This is a genomic window from Spirillospora sp. CA-108201, from assembly GCF_050936235.1.
Taxonomy (GTDB): Bacteria; Actinomycetota; Actinomycetes; order Streptosporangiales; family Streptosporangiaceae; genus Spirillospora.
In genome coordinates, this window is record NZ_JBNJNE010000001.1 from 2,727,138 (window position 1) to 2,753,784 (window position 26,647).

The window sequence follows — 26,647 nt, forward strand, 5'->3', positions numbered from 1 at the left end:
ATTCAAATGCGGGTTCTGCGGTGGCGTTTCCCCGCATGGGACGTCAAGTACATGCCCGGCAACACGTGGACTTTTAGCCGCGCCAAGATCCGCCGCACCAGCAACGACGGAGCAAGGGCCGTCTGGCGGGAAATCAAGGCACTAGACGCCATGTTCCGTGACGGAGTGATCCGGCCGACCGACGACTACAGCAGCGCGCGGGGGACGCAGAACACCTAGAGCGTTCTGCGCCACGTAGCGCGAATACCCCTCCCAGCAGTGACCGGGAGGGGTATTCGCCATTCCTTACCCCCTTCGCTTCCGCATTCGTTTCGGCTTTCGTCTCCGCCTTCACGAAAGCGAAGCCCTACAGGGCGTATACCCCCAGGCCAGCGAACCAGAATCCCCGGAACCCCCTGCCTAAACTCCCTCCGGTCGTCCCGTCGTCCCTCCGGTCCTCCGCGAACCCGCCCTCTCTCCCCTTTTAGAATCAAATCTCGCGCAAATTGACTCGCCGGCCGCCTCGCACAACAAAATTGAAAAATCACCGACACGCTACGCCGGACTCAATTCCGCCTCCATTGACGACATTCGTTGGCTGCATTTCGATGGATTCACCATGTAGAACTGACAGTACGTTATGCGTCGACCGAGAATGGCGTGTCGCGCCGTGGCCAATGTTGAACAGAGAATTGTGGGGTTCTTTCGCTTCCGGACAGCGGGTTTGCTTCCTCGCCCCTGCGGCAATGCGCCTCATGCGCTTTGTGCAGGCCATAAATGCATTGGCGATTCAACCGACCACCGTACCGGCCAATGCCATACAGACACGCCCTGACGATCTCGGAATTTTAGCTGCAGTGCGTTGAAGCTGTCCGCAAGAACGCACTTCAACTCGCGAATTCGTGACCGAACCAGCCTGCCGACTGGGCGGACGGAATCGGCGTACACCTCCGGACGGACACTCATTTATCAAGGTCACCGTTCCAGAGACGAAACGCAGACAACATTGCGTTCCGCCGAATCACGTCGCTTAGGCCCGCGAACGGCGGGAGCCGTGCCGATGACCCTTCCCGCCCACAACGGCACTCAGGGAGCCTCTCAGGCCCGCGAACGGCGGGAGCCGTCCCGATGACCCTTCCCGCCCACAACGGCACTCAGGAAGGCGCTCAGGGCGACCAGGGCGACCAGCCGCAACACTCACCCCGGACAGTGGGAAGCGATCAGCCGGAAGCTAGCGGCCCTAGAGCCGTTGACCGCCCCCGCCTAAACGACCGGACAACAAGAGAGGCCCACTCGGAATCGCTACCGAGTGGGCCTCTCTTGCTGTCCGGTCTTTGTATGCCGGAGGTCAGGCGACTTCGACAGATTGGCGATGGAAGCACAATCCATTCCCGAGGTCCACAATCCCGCCCGCGTTCGCCGAGTCTTTTGCGTCCGCCCCGATCACGATTCGCGGCTCCCCACCGTCAATCACGAGAAGCATTCCCCATGCCTCCTGAACCGCCCGGACCATTCCCCTCTTGACGCCGTCATCGCCGCCCGTCCACATCTGCGCAACCGTCTGCCCGGTCGGCGCGTAGTCGTAACTGTCCGGCACGACCCCGAATCCCTCGATGCGCGCTTTCATCGCTTTGCGCTCCGCGACCAGTGCATCCAATTCGTCATCGTCTTCGGTCGCGGAAAGGCGCGCCTGAATTTTGCGGAGTGCGGCCTTGAGCGCGTCCAGTTCGTGAGCGTTGCCTGCAACTTTTTGGAATGCGAGGATGTCTGTTGTGTCGTTGGCGAACATGCTTTCAATCAGTTCGAGAACGGGGCGGGCGTTGTGACCTTTGAAGCGTCCGCATGTGAGTCGCCGTTTGGCTGTACCTCCGCATCGCAATTTAGGGGTACGCGGGTTCCCTGCTGGAGTGGCTCCGAGGTTTATAAAAAGCTTCCCCCCGCATTCGGGGCATGGAAGGAGACCCGAAAGCCAATTCGAGGGCGAAGCGACTGGGCGGCCACCTTTGTTCGCGCGGGACGCAGATTTGTTGGCATCAAGCACTTTGTTCGCGCGCCACCATAGGGGCGAATCGACTACCGGGGCCACTTCGTGCGACCACCTGTCTGTAACACCTTCATAGGTGTACGAGCATTCCACTACGCCCGTGTGGTTCGCGGCGAACCGGATTAGGTTCCTGACACTGTTCGGGTAGAGACCGTAGGCCCGTCCCACAGAGTTCAAAGACTCGCCATTAGCGATGCGTTCGTAAACGTCGACCACCGCTTGCGGGTTGGCGCAGTAAGCCTGCTTCGCGTAACGGACCCCCTTCACCTTCCAGAACGCGGGCAATTGTCCATGGTGCGCTTTGTTGTCGCGAACCATGGACATTCCCCGGTAAGTCGTGCGCTTCACGGTCAAGGACTTCTCGGCATTCGCATGCTGCGCAACCAGGGTGACGACTCGCCCGGCAAAGTCGGTCGTTCCGAAAGTCGGCTCAGCTATCGAGGCCACGTCGCCGCCAGCGGAACGAATCGCTAGAAGAATCTCCGCTTGCGCGTCCAAGTCCTCGCGCCGGTCAAGTCGCGAAGACTCCGTGACAATCAAAGTTCCGTAGTCGCCCCGTTGAATATCCGCAATCGCCTCGCGGAGCGCGGGCTCTTGTGTCCCCTTTGACGCGCTGTAGCCCTTCAGTCGGAAGGTCTTAACGATCGTGATCCCGCGCTCTTGCGCGTATCCGTCGATGGCTTTGACCTGGGACGTTTCGTCCTGGCTGCCCGTGCTGACTCGGACGAACGCTGCGGCGAGACTCATGCGCGTGATCCCTTCGGACGGCTTGCCCTACCGCCGTGCACACTACCCGGCACGATGCGACCCGATCGTGCTGGCCCACGCTCGCGCCCTGCTGACCGGCACCCCGCAGGGACGCTCCCGCTACATCCACGCGGACCTGGCCGAGCCGGAGGCGATCCTGTCCTCGCCCGAGGTCCGGGCCACGTTCGACTTCGCCGAGCCGGTGGCGCTGTGCCTGATCGCCGTCCTGCACTTCGTCCACGACGACGAGCTGGCGCACGACGTCGTCCGGCGGCTTCTGGGACCTCTCGCGCCGGGCAGTTTCCTCGCCCTCTCCACGATCGCCATCGACAGCGCGCCCGAAGAGGTCGGGGACGCCGTGAAGAGGTACAACTCGCGCGGGATCAAGTCCAAGGCCCGCACCAAGGCCCAGGTGAGGAGCTTCTTCGACGGCCTGGAGCTCGTCGATCCGGGCGTGGCGCCCGTCCACCGCTGGCGACCGGACGACAGGGCCCGCGCGATCGACGACTCCCAGGTGTCGATGTACGGGGGCCTGGCCCGCAAACCCTGAGCCGCGCCGCTCCCGCCAGGGCCGATCCGGCCGGGGCCCCGCTCAGCCGGAGGCCGCCGCGAAGGCGGCGAGCCGGGCTTCCACGTCATCACGGGGCAGTTCGCGAAGGCCGACCTTCGCCTCCAGCGCCTCGTGCAGGGCCGGATACATGTTCGCCGGGGACCACTGGGCGTTGATCGACCGCTCGTCCAGGAACAGGGTGGGGAGGCCGTCGAGCACGGGGACCGCCTCGAAGGGGGCGGAACCGGGGAAGAACGACGCCGGCTCCGCGCCGGCGCCCGGGTAGTGGAACCCGATCCGCAGGGAGTCGATCAGCTCGGGGGCCTCCTGGTGCTCCTGCGGAGTCAGGGCCTGGTTCCGCGCGTACCGCACGAGCGCGGGGTCGGCCGCCTCGGCTCCGAGGTAACCGGGGCCCGCATGGCGTTCGAGGGCGTCCTGGGCGAGCGCGAAGAAGTGGTACATCCGGTCCTGGACGCCGGTCAGGCCGAGAACGAAGCCGCGCCGGCCGCGCGGGTCGAGCAGCAGGATCTCCCGGTCGTCCAGGAGGGCGAGCACCTCGCGGACGTAGTAGAGGGTCTCGTAGTGCTCGTCGAGTTCGTCCGCGAGCCGCGCGACGTCGGGCCGGGCCCGCAGCCGCCGCCGCGCGCCCACGTCGCGGCTGAGCATCGTCATGGCCGCGAGGAGGACGAAGGGCAGGGCGTGGTGGGCCCGGACGAGATCGGGAGACACCCGGAACACCTCGTCCTGCGCGCTCGCCCCGCCCCGCGCCGCGAACTCCTCCGCCAGGTGCAGGTACCGCTCCGTCACCCGCATGACCGCGTCGACCGGCACCGCGGCCGAGCCGCCCCGCTCGACCAGCACCCCGCAGACGAAGGCCATCATCCCCGCGCGGAAGACGTCACCGGTCTCGAACGAGGCGGCCAGTTCCGCCGTCGCGGCATCGACGCCGGTGATGGAGCCCAGGAACGCCCGCACCTCGCCCCGGCCGATCAGGTCGGTTCCGGCGAGGCATTCGCCCAGGTCGCTCGGCTGCCGGACGAACTGCGCGATCCCTACCGTCTGCGACATTCGATCATGCTAGCGGCGACCGCTCCCCTCCGCGGCCGCCCCTCTCCTTCGCGACCGCCTCGCGGACGGCGGGGGCGATCTCCTGCCCCCAGCGGCCGACGGAGGCGGGGTCCTGCGTCCCGCCGCCGGGCGAGAAGAGGGTGAAGCCCGACGCGCCGTGCTCCAGGACCGCCCCGGTCAGCTCCTCGGCCCACTGCTCGGACGAGCCGCCGATCCAGCGTCCGTCGCGGTCGCGCGTGGCGGGCAGCGGCCGTTCGGTGACGCGTCCGGGAAGGTTGAAGATCGTGCGGATCCCGCGCGGGTCGCGTCCCACCGCCGCGGCCGCCTCGTCGATCACCGGTCGCGACGTCCGGTAGCGCTCGCTGAGCCAGTCGGCCGCGTGGCCGGGGATCCAGCCGTCGGCCACCCGGCCGGTCGCGGCGAGGGACCTCGGGCCGACCGACCCGGTCCACACGGGCGGCGCGGCGACGGGAGCCGGCTCGATGTCCTCCACCCGGTAGTGGCGGCCCCGGTGGGTGACCGGCGGACCGCCGCCGGCCAGCTTCCTGACCAGGACGATCGCCTCCTCGAAGGCGTCCACGGCCTCACCCGGCGACATCCGCGGAACGCCCATGTCGGAGATCCGGTCCCACAGCCCGCCCGCCCCCATGCCGAGCACGACGCGGCCGCCGGAGAGCACCGAGAGCGACGTCACCGTCCGCGCGAGCAGGGGAGCCGGCCGGGTCGGCAGGTTCGTGACGTTGGCGAAGCCCGCGATGCGCTCGGTGCGTCCGAGGACGAACCCGATGGCTGCGTAGGCGTCCACGCGGTCGCCGAGGTAGGGGTGGTCCGACAGGGAGAAGTGGTCCAGGCCGTCGCGGTCGGCCTGCCGAGCCATGCGCAGCAGGCCGGCCGCCTCGTCGATGACGGTGTGCGCGCCGAACCCGAACAGGGGCATGCCTTCACCCGCGGCCGATTGGCTCATCATTTCGTGCTCCCAACGACGGGCTTGCAGTTCGTATTACGAACCATATTAGTTCGTGACACGAACTGCAACCGAGGACGCCGGCTCAGGACTTGCGGGCGTCTCCCTCGTCCGGATCCGCGAACACCACCGGGACCTCGTTGGCCAGCACGACGCGGCCGAGCAGGTCGGCGAGCGCGCCGCGCTCGGCGTCGCCGAGACCCTCCGGCAGCCGGTCGATCCGCCGGCAGGTCTCGGCGTAGAACTCCTCGACCAACCGGCTCCCCTGCGAGGTCAGCACGATCCTCACCGCGCGCAGGTCCCGCGGGTCGGGCTCGCGCCGGACCAGGCCGTTGCGCTCGGTGCGGTCCACCAGGCCCGTGAGGCTCGACTTGGCCAGCCCCAGCATCGCGCCCAGTTCGCCCATTCCCCGCGGCCGCGCCATGAGCACGCACAGCAACTGCCCCTGCTGCGACGTGATGCCGTACTCCCGCGCCGACTCGCCATATACGGCGTTCACGAGAAACGCCCCTCGCACCAGCGCACTCACAACACCGATCCGACCCTCGTCATCTTTGGCCACGCGCCCAGGATAGCCCGTCAGTTCGCGCGACGAACTACAGAGGCGCACCCCCGCCCGGCGGCGTCCCGCCCTGGCGACCGATGAATAGCTTGACAGCTAAGAGCCATAGCTTCATGATGATGGCTAAGGCCGTTAGCCACCGTTCGGAAGGACGTCGTCATGACCGCAGCCGTCACCCGGGGCGAGATCTCGGGCATCCGCGTCGTCCGCCGCATCGCGTGGTCCGCCGGCGCGCTCTTCTGGTCGGCCTTCGCCGTCCTCGAAGGCGTCAACCACGGCTGGCTCGCGGCGTTCCTGGCGCTCGCCTTCTTCGTCGCCCCCGACCTGACCTTCCTCGTCGGGCTGCGGGAGGCCCGCACCGTCGAGCGCGGCCGCCTCCAGCCGCGCGCCGTGCCGTACTACAACGCCGCGCACCGGGCCCTGGTGCCGTTCGCGCTGATGCTGCTCTGCACGGTCACCCCGATGTCCTGGACTCCCCTGTTCGCCGGCCTGTGCGGCTGGATGGCCCACATCTCCCTCGACCGCGCGTCGGTTACGGCCTGCGCACCAAGGAGGGCTTCCAGCGCACCTGACCACAGGCCCGGCCTGATGAGGACAGGCGGCCGGCCGGCGAAATCATCCTCACGGAGAGTCGGGCGACCGGCACGGTTCATGCCGTACGTCACACCGGGTCCGAGGCGGTGTCAAGGGAACACTTGTGTCTGCTAGAAAATGCCGGACGCTTGCAGGCCCAACGACGGGTGGCACATGGAACCCCTCCATCCCGGTGATCCCCGGCGGATCGGACCGTACGAACTGGAGGCCCGGCTCGGCGCCGGCGGCATGGGGCAGGTGTTCCTCGGGGCCTCGCCCGGCGCCCGCAGCGTCGCCGTCAAGGTCATCCGCGCCGAGCATGCCGAGGACGCGCGGTTCCGGCGGCGGTTCGCCCGCGAGGTCGAGGCGGCCCGCAAGGTCGGCGGGTTCCACACCGCGCAGGTCGTCGACGCCGACCCGGAGGCCGACGCGCCGTGGCTGGTGACCGCGTTCATCCCGGGGCCGTCCCTCAGGGAGGTGGTCGCCGAGCGCGGGCCCCTCGATCCGGACGATGTCCGGGCGCTCGCGGCGGGGCTGGCGGAGGGCCTGGCCGCGATCCACGCGTGCGGTCTGGTGCACCGCGACCTCAAGCCCGGCAACGTCATCATGGCGGCGGACGGGCCCCGGATCATCGACTTCGGCATCGCCCTCGCGACCGACGCGACCGTGCTGACCTCGCACAACGTGGTCGTCGGCACCTACGCCTACATGTCGCCGGAACAGGTGCTCGGCGATGTCCCCGGTCCGCCCGGCGACGTGTTCTCGCTCGGCTGCGTCCTCGCCTACGCCGCGACCGGCGCCGGCCCCTTCGACGCCACGTCCATCCCGGCGATCGTCCACCGCGTCCTGCACGAGGAACCGGACCTGTCCGGGATGCCCGGCGACCTGACCAACATGATCGCCGCGTGCCTGGCCAAGGATCCCGGGCAGCGGCCCACACCGGACGCCCTCATCACCGCGCCGCAGAGCATCGAAGCCCCGACGCCGCGGCCGACGTCCTCCCCGCCCGATGACGCGGTCAGCACGCACCCCAACGCGACACGCGTCGCGACCCGGCAGCAGGAGGCCCCGACCGTCGCGCCCGCCGGGCAGGTCGCCGTCGGCCGCCGGGCGCTGCTCATCGGCGCGGGCGCCGTCACGGCGGCCGCCGCCGTGGCCGTCCCCGCCGGGATCCTCCTGACCCGGGGTGACGGGAAGGGGGCCGCGGCGCCGCCCGCGCCCGCCCAACGTCCGAAGGGCCTGGTCTCCCCCAGCAGGTCGCTCAGCGCCACCGACGTCAAGAGCCTCAGCGAGGTCGCCCTCACCGCCGACGGCGGGACCGTCGCCGCCGGGGGCCTGGACTCCACGATCACGCTGTGGGACGTCGCCACCGGACGCGTCCTGCGGACGATCAAGAAGACGGGCTGGGTGAGCGCGCTGGCGTTCAGCCCGGACGGCCGGTCCGTGGCCGGCTCGTGCAGCACCCCCGGCCTCCTGCTCGTCTGGGACGCGGCCACCGGCCGCCTCAAGGTGAACGTGCGGAGCGGGGAGTTCGGCCTGAACTCGCTGGCCTACAGTCCCGACGGCCGGACGATCGCGGGCGCCAACCCCGACGTCCAGCTCTTCGACGCCGGCACCGGCCGCAGGCTGGCGTCGTTCGACCTCCGCCACAGCGGCGTCAATGCGGTCGCCTACAGCCCGGACGGCAGGCTCGTCGCGGCCGGCGTGGACGGCTACTACGACAAGCCGCCCGGCAGCACCGTCCAGCTCCTCGACAGCCGTACGCTCCGCAAGCGCGGGCAGCTCGCCGGCCACACCGAAAGCGTCACCGGTGTGGCGTTCAGCTCCGATGGCAGACGGCTGGCCAGCAGCGGTGCGGACAAGACCGTCCGGATCTGGGATGTCGCCTCACGCCGCGCCCTGCGCGTCATCAGGACGGGCGATGCGACGGCCAAGGACGCGAAGTTCTCCCCGGACGGCTCGTCCGTCCTCGGCGCGTGCTCCGACCGGACCATCCGGATCTGGAACGCCGCCACCGGCGTGCTCACCGCGACGCTCGTCGGCCACCCCCAGTCCGTCGAGCGGATCGTCCTCACCCCGGACGGCCGGACCGTGATGGGCGTGGGCGGCGCCAAGGCGGACGGCACCGTGACCCTCTGGAAGGTCTGACCCTTGGATCCGCTCCGCAGTGAGGACCCCCGCCAGGTCGGCCCGTACCGGCTGGAGGGACGGCTGGGCGCCGGCGGCATGGGCGAGGTGTTCCTCGGCTCCTCGCCGAGCGGGCGCAAGGTCGCGGTGAAGGTCGTCCGCGCCGAGTACGCCGCCGATCCGGGGTTCCGCCGCCGGTTCGCCCGCGAGGTCGAGGCGGCCCGCAAGGTCGGCGGGTTCCACACCGCGCAGGTGGTCGACGCCGACCCGGAGGCCGCGTCGCCCTGGATGGTGACCGCGTTCGTGCCCGGTCCGTCCCTGCGGCAGGTCGTGCTGCGCCAGGGGCCGCTCGCGCCGCCCGAGCTCCGCGCCCTGGGCCGGGGCCTCGCCGAGGGGCTCACCGCCGTCCACGCGTGCGGGCTGGTGCACCGCGACCTCAAGCCCGGCAACGTCATCATGGCCCCGGACGGCCCCCGGATCATCGACTTCGGCATCGCCCGCGCCGCGGACGCGACCGCGCTGACCTCGACCGGCGCGGTCGTCGGCACGTTCTCGTTCATGTCGCCCGAGCAGGTGCGCGCCGACGCCACCGGCCCGGCGAGCGACGTGTTCGCGCTCGGCTGCGTGCTCGCCTACGCCGCGCTCGGCCGCGGCCCGTTCGACGCGCCGACCATCCCGGCGATCGTCCACAAGATCGTCGGCGCGTCACCGGACCTGGCCGGCCTCACCGACCCGCAGCTGCTCGATCTGGTCGTCCGCTGCCTGGAGAAGGATCCCGCGCGGCGGCCGTCCGTCCAGGAGGTCATGACCGGGTTGAGCACCGCACCACCGCGCGGGCTCCCCCGCCGCGCCCTCCTGTTCGGCGGAGCGGCCGCCGCGGCGACCGCCGCCGTCGCCGTTCCGGCCGTCCTGCTCTGGCCCTCGGCCGGGCCCGCGGCCAGGCGGAACGTGCCGAAGACCCCGACCGGCGTCCCCACCGGCTTCAGCCTCCCGAGTACGGAGGTCGCGGTCTTCGACCTGGTGTTCTCCCCCGACAGCCGGGCCCTGTGGGGCGCGGGCTTCTCCTCGATCCTGCGCTGGGACCTGTCCACCGCGCAGGTCACCACCCGCGAGATCGAGAACTCCGGCGACACCTACAAGCGCCCGATGTCCTTCACTCCCGACGCCGGGACTCTCGCCACAGGCGGCGGCGACGGGACCGTCCACCTCTGGGACGTGGCGTCGGGGCGGATCCGCAAGACCTCTTCCGGGCTGCGAGGCGCCAAGGCGCTCGGATTCGCCCCGGACGGCCGGGCCCTCGCCGTCAGCAGCGAGAGCGGCTCCCCGTACGTCCAGATCTGGGACACCGTCACCGGCAGGACCGTTCCGATGAAGATCGACTACGCCGCCAACACGCTGGCCTTCTCCCCGGACGGGAAGAAACTCGCCGGCGACCGGTCCCTGTCCGGCCGCTTCACGCTCTGGAACGCCTCGAACGGCGACGGCACCGAGGTCGCGCCGCTCTACGCCACGGGGGTCCCGTGCCTCGCGTTCAGTCCGGACGGGAAGACCATGGCGGTGTCCACCGGCGGCTATTACGGGTTCGAACTGCGGCACGCGGACGACGGCAAGCTCAAGAAGACCATCAAGGGCCTCGCCGGCGAGGTCCATGCCATGGCGTTCAGTCCCGACGGCAACACCCTCGTCACCGCCGACGAGAAGAACATCCGTCTCTGGCACGTCCCGACAGGCCGCAGCACGGCAACGCTCCCCGGGGACAGCGACGAGGACCAGACCGTGGCCTTCGCCCCGGACGGCCAGAGCTTCGCCACGACCAGCGGCGCCGGCACCACCCGCCTCTGGACCTTCGGCTCCGCCTGACGCCTGGAAGCGCGCGGGCCCCGACCTGCCGGGCAGCCGGCGGCGGCCTGCTCGGCCCTGGTCGAGGCCGCGGAGGACGCGTGCGGGCCGAGGAGGGAAGATGCCGGGGTGAGCTACGACGAGGAACTGGCCGGCCGCGTGGAGGACCTGCTCGGGGCGAGGCGTGACGCGACCCCGAAGCGGATGTTCGGCGGCGTCGCCTGGATGGTGAACGGCAACATGGCCGTGGTCGTGAGGAACGAGGGCGGACTCATGATCCGGGTCTCCCCCGACGACCACGAGGCGGTGCTGGCCGAGCCGGGCGCCGCCACGACGGTCATGCGCGGCCACCCGATGCGCGGCTGGATCACGGTGTCGCCCGAAGCCTGCGCCACGCCGTCCGCCGTGGCCGCATGGGTGGACCGGGGGCTCGCCTACGCGCTGTCCCTGCCTGCGAAGTAGTCTCGGACACCGGCCCGCCGGGCGCCCGGTCCAGAGCGCGCGGGCCGGGGAGCCTTCGGATGTCGCGTCGGTCACACTTGATCGGCCCCGGACGCGGTCGAGGCGGGGGCGCGGACCGCGCGGAACAGGGCGGATTTGTCAGACCCGGCCGGAATACTCCCGGAGCGCCCGAAGTTTAATCGTTCGCGAAAGTGTCAGTCGCTGCAGTATTTTGCGGCAGTACCCAGGTGAGCCCTGAGCGAGCCCTGACACCCCCTGAGCAACGAGACCACGGCCCCCGCGTGCCCGCATGCGGGCCTGACGATTGGAAGAGAGTTGACCGCTCCCGCATCTCCCAAGGTGGCGGACGGCCCGCTGGAGGAACCCGGCGCCGGAGGAGGACTGGACCGCGGTGTGCTCGCCACGGCCATGGTGGTCGTCCTCGGGGCGATCATGTCCATCCTGGACGTGACGGTCGTCAATGTCGCGATCAACGACCTGGCGAAGGAGTTCGAGACCTCGCTGGCGACGATCCAGTGGGTCGCGACCGGCTACACCCTGGCGCTGGCCACCGTGATCCCGATCACGGGTTGGGCCTCGGCCCGGTTCGGCACCAAGCGCCTCTACATGATCTCCATCGGGCTGTTCGTCGCCGGTTCGATGCTGGCGGGGATGGCGTGGTCCGCCGAGTCGCTGATCGCCTTCCGGGTGCTGCAGGGCATGGGCGGCGGCATGATCATGCCGGCCGGCATGACGATCCTGACCCAGGCGGCGGGGCCGCAGCGTGTCGGCCAGGTGATGAGCATCGTCGGCGTGCCGATGCTGCTCGGCCCGATCCTCGGCCCCATCATCGGCGGCTACCTCGTCGACGACGTGTCGTGGCGCTGGATCTTCTTCATCAACCTGCCGATCGGCATCGTCGCGCTGACGCTGGCGGCGCGGATCCTGAAGAAGGACGAGCCGAAGCCGGCCGAGCGCCTCGACGTCATCGGGCTGCTCCTGCTGTCCCCCGGCCTGGCCTCCCTGATCTACGGCGTGGCCAAGGGCGCGGAGATGAAGGACTTCCTGAAGACCGGGTCGCTGGCCTTCTGGGCCGTCGGCGCCGTGCTGATGCTCGGCTTCGTGGTCCGCGCGCTGAAGGCCGAGAACCCGCTGATCGACCTGCGGCTGCTCAAGCGGCGCTCGGTGGCGGCCGCGTCCGGCACGATGGTGCTGTTCATGGCCGCCTTCATGGGCGCGATGCTGCTGCTGCCGCTGTACTACCAGACCGTGCGCGGCGAGGGCGCCCTCCAGTCCGGCCTGCTGCTGGCCCCGCAGGGCCTCGGCGCGATGATCACGATGCCGATCGGCGGCAAGCTGACCGACCGGGTCGGCCCCGGCCGCGTGGTGCTGGCCGGCATGGTCGTCGTGGTCCTGTCGGTGTCGGGCTTCGCCGCGATCCTGGAGGCCGACACCTCCTACTGGGCCCTCGGCGGGACCCTGTTCGTGATGGGCCTCGGCATGGGCATGACGATGATGCCGACCATGGCGGCCGCCATCCAGACCCTCGTCCACGACGAGGTGCCGCGGGCGACCACGATGCTGAACATCATCCAGCAGGTGTCCGCGTCCATCGGCACCGCGATGATCTCGGTGCTGCTGGCCAACCGGCTGGCCTCCGAGCTCGGGGGCGGGGGCGGCGGCGAGATCGGCAGCGCCGAGAAGGTGCCGCCGGCGATCATGCAGAAGATCGCCGAGCCGATGGCCGCCGCGTTCCAGCACACCTACTGGTACTCGGCCGGGCTGCTGCTGCTGGCGTTCCTGCCGGCGCTGCTGCTGCCGCGCAAGAAGCCGGACGCCCCGGCGGTCGACGCGCCGATGCCGATGCACTAGAGCGTCCCTGGCGCGTTCCAAACCCCGGTCGGCCCCTCGTGGGGGCCGGCCGGGGTTTCGGTCGTCCAGGGCCGTCTCAGGCCGTGGCAGGGCGCTCGTCCGCCCAGTACTCGTCCTTCAGCAGCCGCTTGTAGAGCTTGCCGGTCGGGTGCCGGGGCAGCTCCGCGCGGAAGTCCACCGAGCGCGGGCACTTGTAGTGGGCGAGCCGGTCGCGGCAGTACGCGATCAGCTCGGCCTCCAGCGCGGGGCCCGCGTCGCCGGGGGACATCGGCTGGACGACCGCCTTGACCGCCTCCCCCATCTCGGCGTCCGGGACGCCGAACACCGCGACGTCGGCGACCTTCGGGTGCACCGCGAGGACGTTCTCCGCCTCCTGCGGGTAGATGTTCACCCCGCCGCTGATGATCATGTAGGCGCGGCGGTCGGTGAGGTAGAGGAACCCGTCCCCGTCCACGCGGCCGACGTCGCCGAGGGTGGTCCAGCCGTGCCCCCAGGGGTCGCGGGACGCGGCGGTCCTCGCCTCGTCCGCGTGGTACTCGAACGCGGGGCCGTCGCCGAAGTAGAGCGTGCCGGGCTCCCCCGGCGGCAGTTCCCGGCCGTCCTCGTCGCAGACGTGGACCTCGCCGAGGATGGGGCGTCCGACGGTGCCCCGGTGGGCCAGCCAGTCCTCGGAGTTCGTGTAGACGAAGCAGTTCCCCTCGGTGCCGGCGTAGTACTCGTGCAGGATCGGCCCCCACCAGGCGATCATCTGCTCCTTGACCGGGACGGGGCAGGGCGCGGCGGCGTGCACCGCGCAGCGCAGCGACGACAGGTCGTAGCGGGCGCGGGTCTCCTCCGGGAGCTTGAGCATCCGGATGAACATGGTCGGCACCCACTGGCTGTGCGTGACGCCGTGCTCCTCGATGGCGGCGAGGGCCTGCTCGGCGTCGAACTTCTCCATCACGACGACGGTGGCGCCGAACCGGTGGAAGTTGAGCGAGTAGCGCAGCGGGGCGGCGTGGTAGAGCGGCGCCGGTGAGAGGTAGACCGAGTCCGCGTCGGGCTGGAAGAGGAAGGACAGGAGCTGGTACAGCGTCCCGCCCTCGCCCATCGGAGCCTTGGACAGAGCCGGTTTCACGCCCTTGGGGCGGCCGGTCGTGCCGGACGAGTAGAGCATGTCCGCGCCCTCGCACTCGTCCTCGATCGGCGTGGGCGGATGCTGGGCGACGCGCTCCTCGTAGGAGGCGTAGCCGGGGGCCGTGCCGCCGAGCATCAGGCGCAGCGGCACGTCCGGCGGCGACTGCGCGGCGGCCTCCATCGCGGCGCTGGTGATGAAGGCCTTCGCCTCGCAGTTGCCCGCGATGTAGGCGAGCTCGTCGGGCTGGAGGCGCGAGCTGATGGCGGTGTAGTACAGCCCGGACCGCTGCGCGGCCCAGGCGACGGCCAGGTAGAGCGGATGGTTCTCCAGCATGAACGCGACGTGGTCCCCCGGGCGCAGCCCCTCCGCGCGGAGCAGCTGCGCGAGCCGGTTGGACTCCTCGTTCAGTTCCCGGAAGGTGACGACCCGCCCGGAGCCCGCCATCACCACGGCGGGCTTGTCGGGCGTCCGAGCGGCGATCTGCCCCAGGTGCATGGCCGCAACCTACCTGGCCGGACCGGCTAATGGAATCCCATTCGGTTTGCCGGCCGGGTCAGACGAGCATGTGGTCGAAGTCACCGTCCTTGGCTCCCCCGACGAACGCCTCCACCTCTTCGCGCGTGTAGACGAGGATCGCTCCCTCAGGGTCTCTGGAGTTGCGCACGGCGATCTCCCCGGTGGGGAGTTCCGCCATCTCGACGCAGTTGCCGGACGGGTTGCTGCGCCGGCTCTTCTGCCAGACGAGCCTGCCGCCCCGGACGTCCGACATGTGGTGGCCGTCCATCTTTGCCCCCTCTAGGCATCTCGGCCTCCCTGTCCCGGAAGGCCGCGATCTCGCCCCACCCCACACCATGGTACGAGATGCACGTGCATTCGTTCTTGCATTGGTTCATGCAGACGGTCTTGCATCTGCACGACTTGGGGAGCAAGATAGCGAACGCTCGCCGGTGACCAACCCGCACGCCTCTGAGGTTTGACCATGACCGTTGACCAGGCAGACGACGTCGCAGCCCACGCCGCCATGGGGGGCGGGCGGCCGCGGCACTTCTCGGCCGTCCACACGCCCTGGCCGGACGCCCCGCCGATGACGCTCGCCCCGAACGCCCCCGCGGCGGCCGCCCACGGCCCGGCCGCGACGCCCGGCCTCGCCGGGCTCTGGCCGGCCCCGCACGCGGGCAGGCCGCGCACGGCCCGCCGGGTGCTCCCGGCGGAGATCACCGCCCCCCGGTCCGCACGCGAGTTCACCCAGGTCACCCTGGACGCGTGGGGACTGGCAGGCGACGCCGGAGACGTGGTCGTCGCCGTGTCGGAGCTGGTGACCAACGCGTTGCGGCACGGCCTGGAGGGGCTCGCCCAGCCGCTGCCGCTGTGCCCCATCCAGCTCGTCCTGATCGGCCATGCGAGGCGGCTGGTCGTGTCGGTGACCGACCCGGGCGCCCGCGCGCCCGAGCCGGCGTCGGCCGAGCCCGACCGCTGCGCGGAGGGCGGCCGCGGCCTCCTCGTCGTCGGCGCGATCAGCGACTCCTGGGGCTGGGCGCGCCTCGCGACGGGCGGGAAGGCGGTCTGGGCCGCCTTCGACCTGCGGTTCAGCCCTCCGGCGCGGTAGGAAGCTGCTCGGCGGAGGCCGGGCGGGCCGGGTTCTCCAGCTCGCTGAGGAACTCCTGGGCCCACCGGTCCACGTCGTGCTCGATCACGCGGCGGCGCATGGCGCGCATCCGCCGCGCCTGCTCGGCGGGCTCGGCGTCCAGCGCCGCCATCAGCGTGCCCTTCAGGCCGTCGATGTCGTAGGGGTTGACCTGGAAGGCGCCGCGTTTCAGCTCGGCGGCGGCACCGGTGAACTCGCTGAGCACGAGCGCGCCCCGAAGGTCCTTGCGGCAGGCCACGTACTCCTTGGCGACCAGGTTCATGCCGTCGCGCAGCGGGGTCACCACCATCACGTCCGCCGCGAGGTACAGCGCGGCCAGCTCGGCGCGGTCGTAGGAGCTGTGCAGGTAGTGGATGACCGGAAACCCGATCTCGCCGTGCTCCCCGTTGATCCGCCCGACGAGCTGCTCGATCTCCTCCCGGAGCAGCTGGTACTGCTCGACGCGCTCGCGGCTCGGCGTCGCGATCTGCACGAACACCGCCTGCCCCGGCTTGATGTGGCCCTCGTGGACCAGCTCACCGAAGGCCTGGAGCCGCTGCGTGATGCCCTTGGTGTAGTCGAGCCGGTCGACGCCGAGGAGCACGGTGGCGTCGCCGAGGTCGGTGCGGATCTCCTGCGCCCGCTCCAGGACGTCCTCGCGCCCGATCAGGTCGTTGAGCTCTCCCACGTCCACCGAGATGGGGAAGGCGCGGGCCCGCACGACGCGGTCGTCCCAGAAGACGTCCTGCTTGGAGAAGCGGGCGTCCAGTAGCCGCCGGCAGAGCCGCACGAAGTTCGCCGCCGCCCCGGGCAGCTGGAAGCCGACCAGGTCGGCGCCGAGGAGGCCCTCCAGGATCCGGCGCCGCCACGGCAGCTGCCAGAACAGCTCCACCGGCGGGAAGGGGATGTGGAGGAAGAAGCCGATCCGCAGGTCGGGGCGCAGCTCGCGGAGCATCTGCGGGACGAGCTGGAGCTGGTAGTCCTGCACCCAGACGATGGCGTTCTTCGAGGCGACCTTCGCCGCCGCCTCGGCGAAGCGCCGGTTGACGCCGACGTAGGCGTCCCACATCGCCCGGTCGTAGACGGGCGTGGCGACGACGTCGTGGTAGAGCGGCCACAGCGTGGCGTTCGAGAAGCCCTCGTAGTAGAGCTCGACCTCCCGCGCGGACTGCTCGATGGGGTGCAGCGACATGCCGTCCTCCTCGAACGGCTCCAGCTGCTCGTCGGGCGCGCCCGTCCAGCCGATCCACGTGCCCTTCCTGCGCCTCATCACCGGGGCGATCGCGCTGACCAGTCCGCCCGGACTGCGCCGCCAGCGCGGCACGCCGTCGGCTCCGACGTTCCGGTCCACCGGCAACCGGTTGGCCACCACAACGAACTCACTACCGCGCGACACTCTGCGACCCGCCTCTCCAGGAACTCTCAGCGCTCACTCATGCCCACAAACGGCCAATAGGAACATCTTGTCATTTCGACGCAAAGTACCCGAGACCCGAAAAGGGGATGTCAGGCGCGCGGGGCGGTCCGGAGGCGGGATTGGATCGGGCCATATTCCTTTCCCGGCAGGTGACCCCTGTCGAACCGCGAGTCACGCGGCGCGAAGCGGCCGGAGAAAAAGTTACCCAGATCACACTCCGGGGCCCCGCGACCCGCGCGACGGCGGCGGGGTGCGGGGCGCCGTGCGCCCCTTCCGGTCGAAACTACAATCACCCGCATGGACGGAGCGGGAGGCCCTGACGGAGCGGAAGGCCCTCTCGGGCCGCGGGAGTTGCGCGCGTGGGCGGCGTTCCTGACGGCCGGCCACCTGATCGACCACGAGATCGAGCGCCGGCTCAAGCGGGACGGCGGGCCGGCGCACGGCGGGTTCGAGGTGCTGGTGCGGCTCCGGTCCGCCGACGGCAACCGGTTGCGGATGTCCGACCTCGCCCGCGAGGTGATGGTGTCGAAGAGCCGGCTCACCTACCAGGTCACGCAGCTGGAGCGGGCCGGGTTCGTGAAGCGTACGGCCTGCGAGTCCGACCGCCGGTCGGTGTGGGCGGAGCTGACCGGCGAGGGCGCCGCGGCGCTCGGCCGGGTCCGCCCGGGGCACCGCCGCGTCGTCCGCGAGGCCTTCGTCGAGGTGCTCACGCCGGAGGAGATCGAGCTGATCGGCGACGCCCTCGGCCGCGTCGCCGACCGCCTGCGCCACCGGTAGGCCCGCCGGGTTAACGTGACCGGAGGCGGAGACCACCGGCGGGGGGAGCATCGCGTTGCGCGACTTCGGGGGGATCATCGAACGCTCGCCCGCGCTGGTCGTCCGGCCGGCGTCGGCGCGGGAGGCCGCGGCGGCGGTCCGCGAGGCCGCCGCGCAGGGCCTGGAGGCGGTGCCGCGCGGCCTCGGGCACTCCACCTACGGGCAGTCGCTGACCTCGGGCGTCTCGCTCGACCTCGGCGGGCTGGCGGGCGTGCGCGAGGTCGGCCCGGACCGCGCGGTCGTCGGCGCGGGGACGAGCTGGCGCGCGGTCCTGGCCGCGACGCTGCCGCTCGGGCTGACGCCGCCCGTCCTGACCGACCACCTCGACGTCACGGTCGGCGGGACGATCTCCGCGGGCGGCGTCGGCGGGACGTCCCACCGGCACGGGACGCAGGCCGACAACGTGCTCGCGCTGGAGGTCGTCGCGGACGGGGAGCCGCTGACCTGCTCCCCCGACGTCCGCCCGGACGTGTTCGACGCGGTCCGCGGCGGGCTCGGCCGGCACGGCGTCATCACCGCGGCGACGCTGCGGCTCGTCCCGGCGCCGAGGCGGGTGCTGAGCTGCACGGTCCCGTGCCGGGACGCCGCGGACCTCCTGCGCGTCCAGCGCGAGACGCCGGCCGAGCACATCTCGGGCCAGGCCAAGCCCTCCGAGGCCGGCTGGGCGTACGAGGCCAAGGCCGTGCTGTACGGAGCGGGCGAGCCCCCTCCCGGCACGGCGGAGACCGAGGAGCTCCCCTTCGCCGACTTCGCCGACCGGCTGGGACCCGACGTGCGGGAGCTGATCGCGCTCGGCGAGTGGGCGCGCCCGCACCCGTGGGGCATCGTCCTGCTCCCCGGCCACGCCGCCGCCGCGGTGATCGGAGCGACGGTCGCCGGGATGACCCCGGCGGATCTCGGCCTCGGGGGCGCCATCGTGATCAAGGCGTTGCGGGTCGGCCGCGTCCCGATGCTCGCGGCGCCGGACGACCCCGTCCTGTTCGGCCTCCTGCGCACCGCCTCACCCGGGTGCGCGTCCGTCGCGGACATGCTGGCCGCCAACCGGGCCCTGCTCGACCGCGCCGAGGCGGTCGGCGGCGTCCGCTACGCGGTCGACTCGGTCCCGCCGGCCACGGGGTAGGCCGACTGGAAGGCGAGCCGCCCGTCGGCCCCCGCGGCGATCCGGTCGCAGACGTCGTCGAGGTCCATGAACTCCTCCCATTCCGCCCGGCCGGACGCGGCGGCGAGCACCTCCACGATCCGCTGTTCGAGGCCGGGGACGCGCTTGGCCTTCCAGATCTCGTCGGCGAGGCTGACGAGCAGGTCGTCGATGCCGATGCCGGGATCGTCCCAGGACGAGTGGGTGCGGGCGAAGCGCGCGAGCCGCTCCTCGACGCCCCGCTCCCGGAGCAGGGCGTGCCCGGCGCGCTCGTGCTCGGCGCCGGGGCCGGACAGCTCGGCCGGGTGGAGCGCCTTGCCGATGTCGTGGGTGGCCGCGCCGAAGAGCACGGCCTCCGCGTCCACGGCGAGGCCGGGGCGGCGCTCGCGCGCCCAGTCGACCAGCTCGGCGGCGACGTCGTGGACGGCGCGCAGGTGGGCGGCCAGGCGGGGCGGGGCGTCGAGGTCCTCCAGGAGGCGGGCGGCCCGCTCCGGCAGCGGCCGGAGCCCGGGTTCGGTCAGCGCGCGGCGCAGGATCGGGGAGGGCATCCGGGCACGGTAGCGCCTTCCGGCCCCGCCCTCACTGCGCCAGGGCGACGACCTCCGCCCCGGGGAGCCCCGCGAGGGCCTCGCCCGGAAGGAGGATCTTCGACCTGCGCAGGCCGCTGCCGATGACGACGTGCGGGGCGGCGGCGACGGCCTCGTCGACGAGGAGCGGCCAGCCCGCGGGGAGGCCGACCGGGGTGATGCCCCCGTACTCCATGCCGGTCAGGGACGTGGCGTCGGCCATCGGCGCGAAGGAGACCTTCCGGGCCCCCAGGTGCTTGCGGACCACGCCGTTGACGTCGGCGCGGCCGGTCGCGAGGACCATGCAGGCGGCGTGGGCGACCGCGCCGCCGCGCTTGGCGGCGACCACCACGCAGTTGGCGCTGACGTCGAGGGGGACGCCGTAGCGCTCGCAGAAGGCGGCCGTGTCGGCGAGGTCCGGGTCGATCTCGGCCGCCCGCGCGCCGGGAAGGCCCCCGATCGCCGCGGCCACCGGATCCGCCAGCAGGTCGGGCCGTTCGTTCGCCGGTCCCCAGTCGAGCGTGCCGACCATGTCTCGTCCCCCTCTCGTGATGCCCCCACCCTCCCACGGTCTTGACGCCGGGAACGCGGCTGTGGTCCAGTGGCTCATCCACTCATCCTCTGGAGGCCGCCGGTGCCGTCCACCCCGATCCCCCGCGACACGGTCGTCGACGCGCTCGTCGACCGGCTGCGCGACGACGTGCTCAGCGGGCGCCACCCGCCCGGCTCCTACCTGCCGCCGGAGCGGGACCTCGCCGCCGGCTACGCGGTCACCCGGACGTCGCTGAAGCACGCGATCGTCCGGCTGGCGCAGGCCGGGCTGCTGGAGACGCGGCACGGCGTGGGGACGCGGGTCCGCGACTACGAGCGGCTGGGCGGGCCCGAGCTGCTCCCGATGCTGGTCAGCACCGTCGGGACGGCCTGGATGGCGGAGATCTTCGAGGTGCGGCGCGAGGTCGGCGCGCAGGTCGCGGCCAAGGCGGCGGTCCACGCCACCGGCGAGCAGCGGGCCCGGCTGCGGGAGCTGGCCGCGCGGGTCGGGGACGCCGCCGAAGGCGACGAGGCGCAACTCGCCGAGTGCGAGGTCCACCGCGTCATCGCGGCGGCCACCGGCAACCGCGTCTACGGGTTCATGGTCAACGCCCTGCTGAACGCCTACCTCGCCGTCCGGGAGGGCTTCACGCACGCCTTCGCCGACCCCGCGGCGGCCGCGGACCGGCTCGCTCCGCTGGTCGAGGCCCTGTGCGACGGCGACGCCGCGCGGGCGCGCGAGGCGGCGGGCGCGTACTTCACCGAGACCGAGGCGATCATGCGGGGCTCGCGGTGAGCACGCGGCGCACGGTCTTCCGCGAGGTGATGAGGGGGTCGCTGCGGCTCGCCGGGGAGGACCGGGACCGCCCGATGCGGCTGGAGCTGACCGCCGACCTGCCGGGCGTGCCGCGCCCCTGGGGCGATGCGGAGGGGACGCTGACCGGCCGCGTCCGCGTACCGGACTGGGCGGACGACCCGGCGGCGTCGGGGCGGCTGCGGGTCGCGCCCGTCGCGGCGCGCCGGATCCGCTACACGCTGGGCTTCACCGCCGGCGACGGGCGGCGGCTGCGCCTGGACGGCTGGAAGACCGTCAGCCCGCGGCGCCCCGTCCGGTCGATGACGTTCCTCCCGCTCACGGTGACCGGCGAGGACGGGGCGGTGGTGGGCGAGGCGCGGCTGCGCTTCGACCTGCGCCGCGACCTCGCCCGCTTCCTCGGCGGCTTCCGCTTCCCCGGGCCCGATCCCCTGCGGTCGCGCTGGCGCGGGCAGGCGGGACGGCTGGAGGTCTGGTACACGACGCTCACCGATCCGGCGACCGGCACGGGCGTCTGGATCCACCACGAACTGGTCGCGCCGGGCAAGGCCGCGGCGGGCACCGGCGCGGCGCTGGCCCATGGCTGGGCCGCGGTCTTCCCGCCCGGCGAGGCGCCGGTGCTCGGGCGGTTCGGCCCGGAGGAGTGGAGCCCCCGGGAGGACGCCGCGTTCACCGCCGGGCCCGTCGAGCAGGCCGGCGGGCGGCTCACCGGGACGGCCGGGGCCGTCGCCTGGGACCTGCGCGAGTCGGGAGGCGGGCCGCCCCTCTACACGTTCCCGCGCTGGGCGTGGGAGTCGGAACTGCTGCCCGCCGCGCAGATCGTCCCGAGGCCCGCCGCGGTGTACGGCGGCGCGGTGCGGTTCGGCGACCGCGTCCTCGACCTGGACGCCGCGCCCGGCGCGTCCGCCCGCGTCTACGGGCACGGGAACGCGCGGCGCTGGGCGTGGCTGCACGCCGACCTCGGCGGCGGCGACGTGTGCGAGATCGTGGCGGCGGTCTCGACGCGTCCGGGCCTGAACCGGCTCCCCCCGCTCCCCCTCGTCCGGCTCCGGGTGGACGGCGCCGACCTGGCCTCCGGCGACCCGCTGCTCGCGTCCCTGCGGCTGCGCGCCCGCATCGGCCTTCCGGTGTGGACGGTCCACGGACGCATCGGCGACCGGCGCGTCCACGTGCGGGTGGCGCTGCCGCCCGGGGAGACCGTCGCGGTCGACTACGCCGACCCGGACGGCGCCCCGGCCGTCTGCCACAACTCCGAGCGCGCCGACGTCCGGATCGCGCTGGCCCGGCGGTCGGGGCGGGGCTGGGAGACCGAGCGCGAATGGCGGCTGGACGGCACCGGGCACGCGGAGGTGGGGCTGCGGTGAACGCGATGACCGGAGCCGCCGCGGCGCTGCTCGGCATCGAGGACGCCGACGACCTGGCGCGGGTGTCCGCCCGCGCGGAGGCCATCGGGCGGGCCCTCCCGGCGCCCGCGCGGCTCGGCCTGCGCGCCGGCGCGGGCACGCTGGACGCGCTGGCCCGGCTCGCCACCGGACGGCCGCTGGACGACCTGGACGCCGACCGGCGCGACGCGTTCTGCGCCCTGCTGACCTCCCGCGAGCCGGTGGCGCGGCTCGTGGAGACGCTGAAGATCCCCCTCCTGCTCGCCGCCGGAACCGAGCTGCTGCCGCTCCCCCGGGCCTCCGGCGACCCGCGCCCCGACGCGCCCCTGGACTGCACGCCGTCGAGCGGCTGGCCCGCGTGCTCGACGGCCGACGCCGTCGTGATCGGGTCGGGCGCGGGCGGCGCGACGGCGGCGCGGACCCTCGCCCGGCGGGGCATGTCGGTGGTGGTCCTGGAGGAGGGGCGCCGGTTCACCGTCGCCGAGTTCCGCGACCGCCCGCCGCTCGACCGGTTCCTGGACCTGTACCGGGACGGCGGCTCCACCGTCGCGCTCGGCCGCCCGCCCGTGCTGCTGCCCCAGGGCCGCGCGGTCGGCGGGACGACCGTCGTCAACAGCGGCACCTGCTACCGGACGCCGGACCGCGTCCTGCGGCGGTGGGCGGGGCTCGGCGTCCCGGTCGGAGACTTCGGCGACCGACTCGACGAGATCGAGGACATGCTGAGGGTCGCGCGCCAGCCGATCGAGCCCCTCGGCCGCAACGGGCTGCTCGCGCTGGAGGGCGCCGGGCGCCTCGGCTGGCGCGCGGGACCGCTGCGCCGCAACGCGCCCGGCTGCGTGGGCAGCGGGCAGTGCGCCGCCGGCTGCCCCCACAACGCCAAGTACGGCGTCCATCTGAACGCGCTCCCCCAGGCCTGCGAGGCGGGGGCGCAGATCGTCTCCCGGGCCCGGGTCGAACGCGTCCTCGTCGAGCGCGGAACCGCCACCGGCGTGCGCGCGCGCCGCCCGGACGGCACGGCCTTCGAGATCCTCTCGCCCCGCGTCGTCGTCGCGGCCGGCGCCCTGGAGACGCCACTGCTGCTGAGGCGGTCAGGGATCGGCGCGCACCCCGGTGTGGGACGCGGTATGGCCGTCCACCCGGCGACGAACATCGCCGGGCGGTTCGCCGAGCCGGTCGTGTCCTGGTCGGGGGTGATGCAGAGCGTCGGCGTCGAGGAGCTGCACGGCGACGGGATCCTCATCGAGGCGACGGCGAGCCCGCCCGGCATGAGCTCGTTCCCGCTGCCGGGCGCGGGACGGGCGCTGCGCCGCGAACTGGAGGGCGCCGACCGCCTCGCCGTGCTCGGCGCGATGATCGCCGACGCCCCGTCCGGCCGCGTGCACGGCGCCCGGCACCGCGCGCTCGTCCGCTACGACCTGGCCCGCGAGGACGCGGCCCGGCTGCGGCGGGCGCTCGTCGCGATGGGGCGGATCCTGTTCGCCGCCGGGGCCGAGGAGGTCCTCACCGGCCTGCCCCGCCACCCGGTCGCCCGCGACGAGGCCGAGCTCACGCACGCCGCGGCGCTGGCGTCCGCCGGCGACCTGCACCTGGCCGGGTTCCACCCGACCGGGACCGTGCGGCTGGGCGCCGACGCGGCGAGGGCTCCGGCGGACCCGTCCGGGCGGCTGCGCGGCGTGCGGGGCGTGCACGTGGCCGACGCGTCGGTCCTGCCGACCTGCCCCGAGGTGAACCCGCAGATCACGATCATGGCGATGGCGCTGCGGATCGCCGAGGGGATCGGGTAGGCGCCGTCAGGAGCCGAGGTAGCGCAGCACGGCCAGGACGCGGCGGCTGTACCCCGTCGCGTGCGACAGGTCGAGCTTGTCGAAGATCGCGTTGACGTGCTTCTCGACGGCGCTCTGCGAGATGTGGAGGTGGGCGGCGATCGAGGCGTTGGTGTGCCCCTGCGCCATCGTGTCGAGGACGTCGCGCTCGCGCGGGGTGAGGCGCGCCAGCGGGTCGCCCTGCGCGCCGTGCGCGGCCAGCAGCCGGCGCACCACCTCCGGGTCGAACGCGGCGCCGCCCGCGCCGACGCGCTCCAGCGCGTCGAGGAACTCGTCGACCTGGGCGACCCGGTCCTTCAGCAGGTAGCCGACGCCCGCGGTGTCCGCGGTGATCAGCTCGGCGGCGTAGCGCTTCTCCACGTACTGCGACAGGACGAGCACCCCGACGCCCGGCCAGCGCCGCCGGATCTCCAGGGCGGCGCGCAGGCCCTCGTCGGTGTGGCTGGGCGGCATCCGGACGTCGACGACCACGACGTCGGGCGGGCCGGCGGCCACGGCCGCGATCAGCGCGTCGCCGTCGCCGACCGCCGCCTCCACCCGGTGGCCCTCCTCGGCGAGCAGCCGCACCAGGCCCTCGCGCAGCAGCGTGGAGTCCTCGGCCAGCATCACCCGCACGGCAGCTCCGCGGTGATCACGGTCGGGCCGCCGCGCGGGCTGTCCACGGCGAACGCCCCGTCCAGCGCGGCGACCCGGCGGGCCAGCCCGGCCAGCCCGCCGCCGCCCGGGTCGGCTCCCCCGCCCCCGTCGTCCTCGATGCGCACGCCGATCATTGTCGCCGATCCCGCCACGGCCACCCGCACCGAGGCGGCGCCCGAGTGCTTCGCGGCGTTCGTGACGGCCTCGCAGACGACGAAGTACGCCGCGGTCTCGACCGCGTGCGGGGGCCGGCCGGGGACGTCGTACTCGATCGCCACCGGCAGCGCGGACCGCTCCGCCACGGTCTCCAGCGCCGCCCGCAGCCCCTCGCCGTCCAGCGCGGCCGGGTAGACCCGCCAGGTGACCTCCCGCAGGTCCGCCAGCGCCCGCTGGGACTCCTCGTGCGCCTGCCGCAGCAGCTCGGCCGCCCGCTCCCCGTCGCCCGCGCGGCGGGCCCGCCCGATCAGCATGCCGAGCGCCACGAGCCGCTGCTGGACGCCGTCGTGCAGGTCGCGCTCGATGCGGCGGCGCTCGTCGTCCACCGCGTCCACCACCTGCGCCCGCGTCACCGACAGCTGCGCGATGCGGCGCTCGTACTCCTCCAGCGGGCTCGGCCCGAGGCAGCGCCTGGCCACGCTCCGCTCCATCGCGGCGACCCCGACCAGGCCCTGCACGGCGAGGAAGAGCAGCACCACGCCCGCGACGGCCGTGTAGACGACGATCCACCAGGCCGGCGGGATGCCGTCCATGTAGTCGCCGGTGATCCACCAGCCCACCGCCAGCCGGACCGACGCCGCCGCCCCGTAGGCGAGCAGCAGCAGGATCACGCCGCCGAGCAGCCCCACCGGCACCCGCAGCACCAGGTAGGCGAGCGCCTTCAACGGGCCGTACCGGACGGCCCGGTCCTCGCCGAAGAACGCCCGGAGCCTCCACAGCTCCAGCTCGGCCAGGAGCTCGGCGCCTTCCGCGACCGCCCCGGGGACCTTCCGGCGCCCGCGCGAGAACGCCATCGAGTACGCCATCAGCAGCGCCGCCACCGCCAGCAGCACCAGTTCCGCTCCGGCGGTCACCGCGCCCAGCAGCAGGCCCGCGGCGGCCCGCGCCACCGCCCGCGGGCCGCCGCGCGGCACCTCAAAAGTTGCGATCACGTTCGAGCTCTCTCGCCTCCGCCCGACAACCCTCACCCGCCTCCGCTCGGCGCCCCTCACCCGCCTCCGCTCGGTGCGCCCCCGGCCGCCGACCCGACCGGCGCGACTTCACGATACGTACGGCGACGAACGCCAGCGCCGCCAGCGCGACCAGCGCGACCACGGCCCTGGAGTAGACGCCGACGAGCTCCTCCACCGTCCGCCAGTTGTCCCCGAGCCCGTACCCGGCCAGCACGAACACCGTGTTCCACAGCAGGCTGCCGAGGGCGGTGTAGAGCAGGAACGTCGTCATCCGCATCCGCTCCACCCCGGCCGGGACGGAGATCAGGCTGCGGAAGACGGGGATCATCCGGCCGAAGAACACGGCCTTGGCGCCGTGCCGGGCGAACCACGCCTCCGTCCGGTCCAGGTCGTCGAGCCTGACCAGCGGCAGCCGGGCCGCCATCGCGCGGATCCGGTCCCGCCCGATCAGGGCCCCGATCCCGTACAGGGCCAGCGCGCCGGCCACGCTGCCGGCCGTCGTCCACGCGAGCGCCGCCACGAGGCTCATCCGGCCCTGCGCGGAGGCGAACCCCGCCAGGGGGAGGATCACCTCGCTCGGCAGCGGCGGGAACAGGTTCTCCAGCGCGATCGCCAGCCCCGCCCCGGGGGCGCCCAGCTTGTCCATCAGGTCGGTCGCCCACCCCGCGACGCCTCCGGCGGGCGCGCTCCCCGACGCCGCGTACATCGTCTCGATCATGTCCACGACGCTAGGAACCGGGACGCCGGGCCACCATGGAGCGCGCCGCCGTTCCGTCCGGCCGCATCCCGCACCCGTCCCCTGCGGAAAACCACACCCGACCGGCAGAAAACGGGGACGGAGAAGGGGA

At 72.6% G+C, this 26,647-nt stretch carries 25 protein-coding genes; 13 read left to right on the forward strand and 12 right to left on the reverse strand.

Annotation, left to right across the window (positions count from 1 at the left end; translation table 11 throughout):
- Positions 1–6 precede the first annotated feature (6 nt).
- On the forward strand, positions 7–219 hold the full coding sequence (locus ACQEU6_RS13315) for a hypothetical protein (protein WP_499331859.1): 213 nt from the start codon (positions 7–9) through the stop codon (positions 217–219).
- 1,108 nt (positions 220–1,327) lie between these two features.
- On the opposite strand, the gene ACQEU6_RS13320 is transcribed toward ACQEU6_RS13315, so the two are convergent.
- Positions 1,328–2,770, reverse strand: coding sequence for a recombinase family protein (locus ACQEU6_RS13320; protein ID WP_499331860.1), 1,443 nt, complete (start codon positions 2,768–2,770; stop codon positions 1,328–1,330).
- Between the two features lie 67 nt (positions 2,771–2,837).
- On the opposite strand from ACQEU6_RS13320, the gene ACQEU6_RS13325 reads away from it, so the two are divergent.
- The gene (locus ACQEU6_RS13325) at positions 2,838–3,320 is read left to right on the forward strand and encodes an SAM-dependent methyltransferase (RefSeq protein ID WP_499331863.1); all 483 of its coding nucleotides are present in this window, start codon (positions 2,838–2,840) and stop codon (positions 3,318–3,320) included.
- Positions 3,321–3,362: 42 nt separating this feature from the next.
- On the opposite strand, the gene ACQEU6_RS13330 is transcribed toward ACQEU6_RS13325, so the two are convergent.
- The 3 genes from ACQEU6_RS13330 to ACQEU6_RS13340 all read right to left on the reverse strand — a co-directional run bounded on the left by ACQEU6_RS13330 (position 3,363) and on the right by ACQEU6_RS13340 (position 5,851).
- Positions 3,363–4,388, reverse strand: coding sequence for a hypothetical protein (locus ACQEU6_RS13330; RefSeq protein ID WP_499331866.1), 1,026 nt, complete (start codon positions 4,386–4,388; stop codon positions 3,363–3,365).
- 4 nt (positions 4,389–4,392) lie between these two features.
- Positions 4,393–5,325 (reverse strand): LLM class flavin-dependent oxidoreductase, encoded by a 933-nt coding sequence (locus ACQEU6_RS13335; RefSeq protein WP_499331869.1) that lies wholly within the window; start codon positions 5,323–5,325, stop codon positions 4,393–4,395.
- A 112-nt stretch (positions 5,326–5,437) separates the two neighbouring features.
- Positions 5,438–5,851, reverse strand: a complete 414-nt coding sequence (locus tag ACQEU6_RS13340) for a MarR family winged helix-turn-helix transcriptional regulator (RefSeq protein ID WP_499331871.1) — start codon at positions 5,849–5,851, stop codon at positions 5,438–5,440.
- A gap of 222 nt (positions 5,852–6,073) precedes the next feature.
- Between ACQEU6_RS13340 and ACQEU6_RS13345 the strand changes: the two genes are divergently transcribed.
- The 5 genes from ACQEU6_RS13345 (at position 6,074) to ACQEU6_RS13365 (ending at position 12,766) form a co-directional block, all read left to right on the forward strand.
- Entirely contained in the window at positions 6,074–6,622 is a 549-nt protein-coding gene (locus tag ACQEU6_RS13345) for a hypothetical protein (RefSeq protein ID WP_499331873.1), read from the forward strand.
- Positions 6,623–6,661: 39 nt separating this feature from the next.
- The gene (locus ACQEU6_RS13350) at positions 6,662–8,635 is read left to right on the forward strand and encodes a WD40 repeat domain-containing serine/threonine protein kinase (RefSeq protein ID WP_499331875.1); all 1,974 of its coding nucleotides are present in this window, start codon (positions 6,662–6,664) and stop codon (positions 8,633–8,635) included.
- Positions 8,636–8,638: 3 nt separating this feature from the next.
- Positions 8,639–10,474 (forward strand): WD40 repeat domain-containing serine/threonine protein kinase, encoded by a 1,836-nt coding sequence (locus ACQEU6_RS13355; RefSeq protein ID WP_499331876.1) that lies wholly within the window; start codon positions 8,639–8,641, stop codon positions 10,472–10,474.
- 108 nt (positions 10,475–10,582) lie between these two features.
- Positions 10,583–10,915 (forward strand): TfoX/Sxy family protein, encoded by a 333-nt coding sequence (locus tag ACQEU6_RS13360; RefSeq protein WP_499331878.1) that lies wholly within the window; start codon positions 10,583–10,585, stop codon positions 10,913–10,915.
- A gap of 315 nt (positions 10,916–11,230) precedes the next feature.
- A complete protein-coding gene (locus ACQEU6_RS13365; RefSeq protein WP_499331880.1) occupies positions 11,231–12,766 on the forward strand; it encodes a DHA2 family efflux MFS transporter permease subunit in 1,536 nt (511 codons plus the stop codon).
- Positions 12,767–12,842: 76 nt separating this feature from the next.
- Here ACQEU6_RS13365 and ACQEU6_RS13370 read toward each other — a convergent pair whose 3' ends face one another.
- Positions 12,843–14,378, reverse strand: coding sequence for an acyl-CoA synthetase (locus tag ACQEU6_RS13370; protein ID WP_499331883.1), 1,536 nt, complete (start codon positions 14,376–14,378; stop codon positions 12,843–12,845).
- 58 nt (positions 14,379–14,436) lie between these two features.
- Entirely contained in the window at positions 14,437–14,667 is a 231-nt protein-coding gene (locus tag ACQEU6_RS13375) for a DUF397 domain-containing protein (RefSeq protein ID WP_499331885.1), read from the reverse strand.
- 195 nt (positions 14,668–14,862) lie between these two features.
- Here ACQEU6_RS13375 and ACQEU6_RS13380 point away from each other — a divergent pair, with 195 nt between their 5' ends.
- The gene (locus ACQEU6_RS13380) at positions 14,863–15,489 is read left to right on the forward strand and encodes an ATP-binding protein (protein ID WP_499331887.1); all 627 of its coding nucleotides are present in this window, start codon (positions 14,863–14,865) and stop codon (positions 15,487–15,489) included.
- Here the strand turns inward: ACQEU6_RS13380 and ACQEU6_RS13385 are convergent.
- On the reverse strand, positions 15,470–16,876 hold the full coding sequence (locus ACQEU6_RS13385) for an alpha,alpha-trehalose-phosphate synthase (UDP-forming) (RefSeq protein ID WP_499331889.1): 1,407 nt from the start codon (positions 16,874–16,876) through the stop codon (positions 15,470–15,472). The genes ACQEU6_RS13380 and ACQEU6_RS13385 overlap by 20 nt on opposite strands.
- Positions 16,877–17,221: 345 nt before the next feature.
- Here ACQEU6_RS13385 and ACQEU6_RS13390 point away from each other — a divergent pair, with 345 nt between their 5' ends.
- On the forward strand, positions 17,222–17,701 hold the full coding sequence (locus ACQEU6_RS13390) for a MarR family winged helix-turn-helix transcriptional regulator (RefSeq protein WP_499331892.1): 480 nt from the start codon (positions 17,222–17,224) through the stop codon (positions 17,699–17,701).
- 55 nt (positions 17,702–17,756) lie between these two features.
- A complete protein-coding gene (locus ACQEU6_RS13395; RefSeq protein WP_499331894.1) occupies positions 17,757–18,860 on the forward strand; it encodes an FAD-binding protein in 1,104 nt (367 codons plus the stop codon).
- On the opposite strand, the gene ACQEU6_RS13400 is transcribed toward ACQEU6_RS13395, so the two are convergent.
- Both ACQEU6_RS13400 and ACQEU6_RS13405 read right to left on the reverse strand, forming a co-directional pair.
- Positions 18,824–19,426 (reverse strand): HDIG domain-containing metalloprotein, encoded by a 603-nt coding sequence (locus ACQEU6_RS13400; protein ID WP_499331896.1) that lies wholly within the window; start codon positions 19,424–19,426, stop codon positions 18,824–18,826. The two genes, ACQEU6_RS13395 and ACQEU6_RS13400, sit on opposite strands and share 37 nt — an antisense overlap.
- A 31-nt stretch (positions 19,427–19,457) precedes the next feature.
- Positions 19,458–19,976, reverse strand: coding sequence for a YbaK/EbsC family protein (locus tag ACQEU6_RS13405; RefSeq protein ID WP_499331898.1), 519 nt, complete (start codon positions 19,974–19,976; stop codon positions 19,458–19,460).
- A 102-nt stretch (positions 19,977–20,078) separates the two neighbouring features.
- Between ACQEU6_RS13405 and ACQEU6_RS13410 the strand changes: the two genes are divergently transcribed.
- The 3 genes from ACQEU6_RS13410 to ACQEU6_RS13420 are packed head-to-tail and all read left to right on the forward strand — an operon-like array spanning position 20,079 to position 23,955.
- A complete protein-coding gene (locus tag ACQEU6_RS13410) occupies positions 20,079–20,771 on the forward strand; it encodes a FadR/GntR family transcriptional regulator (protein ID WP_499331901.1) in 693 nt (230 codons plus the stop codon).
- Complete coding sequence (locus ACQEU6_RS13415; RefSeq protein WP_499331903.1) at positions 20,768–22,153, forward strand: tocopherol cyclase family protein; 1,386 nt, start codon at positions 20,768–20,770, stop codon at positions 22,151–22,153. Before ACQEU6_RS13410 ends, ACQEU6_RS13415 begins: the two co-directional genes overlap by 4 nt.
- Before the next feature lie 5 nt (positions 22,154–22,158).
- The gene (locus tag ACQEU6_RS13420; protein WP_499340175.1) at positions 22,159–23,955 is read left to right on the forward strand and encodes a GMC family oxidoreductase; all 1,797 of its coding nucleotides are present in this window, start codon (positions 22,159–22,161) and stop codon (positions 23,953–23,955) included.
- A gap of 6 nt (positions 23,956–23,961) precedes the next feature.
- Here ACQEU6_RS13420 and ACQEU6_RS13425 read toward each other — a convergent pair whose 3' ends face one another.
- From ACQEU6_RS13425 to ACQEU6_RS13435, 3 genes are read right to left on the reverse strand one after another with little or no spacing between them, the layout of a single operon-like run.
- On the reverse strand, positions 23,962–24,609 hold the full coding sequence (locus ACQEU6_RS13425) for a response regulator (protein ID WP_185023742.1): 648 nt from the start codon (positions 24,607–24,609) through the stop codon (positions 23,962–23,964).
- The gene (locus ACQEU6_RS13430; protein ID WP_499331904.1) at positions 24,600–25,778 is read right to left on the reverse strand and encodes a sensor histidine kinase; all 1,179 of its coding nucleotides are present in this window, start codon (positions 25,776–25,778) and stop codon (positions 24,600–24,602) included. The genes ACQEU6_RS13425 and ACQEU6_RS13430 overlap by 10 nt, the downstream gene beginning before the upstream one ends.
- Positions 25,762–26,517, reverse strand: a complete 756-nt coding sequence (locus ACQEU6_RS13435) for a DedA family protein (protein WP_499331906.1) — start codon at positions 26,515–26,517, stop codon at positions 25,762–25,764. The genes ACQEU6_RS13430 and ACQEU6_RS13435 overlap by 17 nt, the downstream gene beginning before the upstream one ends.
- Between the last annotated feature and the right edge of the window lie 130 nt (positions 26,518–26,647).